This is a genomic window from Dyadobacter jiangsuensis, assembly GCF_003014695.1.
GTDB classification, from domain to species: Bacteria; Bacteroidota; Bacteroidia; order Cytophagales; family Spirosomataceae; genus Dyadobacter; species Dyadobacter jiangsuensis.
The window spans coordinates 1-1,795 of the sequence record NZ_PYAS01000046.1 but is presented as its reverse complement, the minus strand read 5'-3'; the positions used below and the strand labels follow the sequence as shown (position 1 = coordinate 1,795).

The 1,795-nt window shown below is 47.2% G+C and carries 1 protein-coding gene; it reads left to right on the top strand.

Features of this window, described 5'->3' with window-relative positions; genetic code table 11:
• Nucleotides 1-84 precede the first annotated feature (84 nt).
• The gene (locus CLV60_RS34085) at nucleotides 85-1,659 is read left to right on the top strand and encodes an IS1182 family transposase (protein WP_106599854.1); all 1,575 of its coding nucleotides are present in this window, start codon (nucleotides 85-87) and stop codon (nucleotides 1,657-1,659) included.
• The last annotated feature ends 136 nt before the right edge of the window (nucleotides 1,660-1,795 follow it).

The window sequence follows — 1,795 nt, the reverse complement described above, 5'->3', positions numbered from 1 at the left end:
GAGGGTGACCCAAAAGCAAAAGCCCTTTTTCTACTATGTAGAACGAGGGCTTTTTTGTATTTTTAATTACGACATTAGAAATACATGGGCAAGATAAAAAAATCTGTTGTTTTTAAAGAATACAGTCCCGGGCAATTACTTCTGTTGCCCCCTTCATTGGAAGAACTGATCCCACAGGCACATTTGGTACGTGTAGTCAACCAGGTGGTTGACCAAATGGATATCAGCGGGCTGATCAACCTTTACGAAGGCGGCGGCACCAGCGCCTATCATCCGCGGATGTTGCTCAAAGTGTTGTTGTATGCGTATTGCATGAAAATATATACCGGCAGGAAGATAGCACGTGCCCTGGCGCAGGATATCCATTTTTTCTGGTTGAGTGGCATGTGTCGCCCCGACTTCCGGACGCTCAACCGGTTCCGCAGCGGTAAAGCGAAAGAATCCATCCAGGTTTTGTTCAGCTCGATGTTGGTGTTTTTGATGGAGCATGATTACATCAAAATGGAAAACTACTTCTGTGACGGCAGCACTTTTTCGGCTGATGCGAACAAGCATAAAATGGTCTGGAAGAAGAATGCGCAGCGTTACAAGGCTTCGGCAGAACAAAAATGCAGACAGTTGCTCAAAGAGATCGATGCGTTAAATGCGGTTGAAGATGCGGCTTATGGCAACAAAGACCTGGAAGAATATGGCTGTGATCCCCTCAGCCAACAAATTATAGCAGATCAGATCGATCAGCTCAATGAGAAAGTGAAGGGTATCACCAGTAAAAAGACGAAACGGAAAGCCCAGGGCCTTGGCAGGAAACTGGCCCGGACCGCAGACCGGGCCCGGCAGTATGATGCGCAGATCCAAACGGCAGGCGGCCGCAGCGGTTACAATGTGACCGATCCGGACGCGAGTGCGATGATGATGAAAAACAAGGTGGAGGTACTGCCGGCCTACAATGTGTTAGCAGGCTGTGAAGACCAGTTTATCACCGGCATAAGCCTGCACCAGAATACCAACGACGGCACTTGCTTCAAAGCCCATTTGGAACAGGTATCGGCTCAGCAGCCTGCCGCTGCTGAAAATATCATTGCAGACAGCATCTTTGGCACAGAAGAAAACTATGAATTGCTGGAAAACAAACGGATAAACAACTACCTGAAATTTCCCTGGTTCCACGGTGAGCAGAAGAAAAAGTATCAAAACAACCCTTTTCTAAAAGACAACTTTCGCTACGACCAGGCGCGAGACACCTATATTTGCCCTAATAACCAGACGCTCAGCCTGCAACGCAGCTACAAACAAACCCATAAACGGACGGGTTATCAATCACAGATCAAAGAATACGAATGCGTCAGTTGCGCGGGTTGCCCGTTTTATGAGCGCTGCTGCAAATCTGAACAGGGTGTTAACCGGATTATCAAAGTCAATGAAAAGCTTGACAATTACAAGCAGCAGGCCCGGACAAACCTTCACTCGCAAAAAGGCTTCCAGCTTCGAAAGCAGCGAAGTATAGAAATAGAAAGTTGCTTTGGAGACATTAAATGGAACATGGGCTTCCGCCGCTTCCACCTAAGGGGCCTCAAAAAGGTAACCGCAGAGTTTACCCTGGTTGCCATGGCCCATAACCTAAGAAAACTGCACCTCAAACAGCAAAAAACGGCTGCATAGCAATCAAAAAGGGGTCAAAAGCACTCCTAAGAGCAGCTTTTTGACCCCTTGTTAATTTAACCAGGCTTCTATCAGTCTCAAAAATCCAAAAAGCCTATTTACAGCCAAATTGACTCGGGCCTTTTTAGTCAGCCCC

Coding starts and splice junctions, on each gene's coding strand:
- CLV60_RS34085 (WP_106599854.1), top strand. CDS start 85: ATGGGCAAGATAAAAAAATCTGTTGTTTTTAAAGAATACAGTCCCGGG.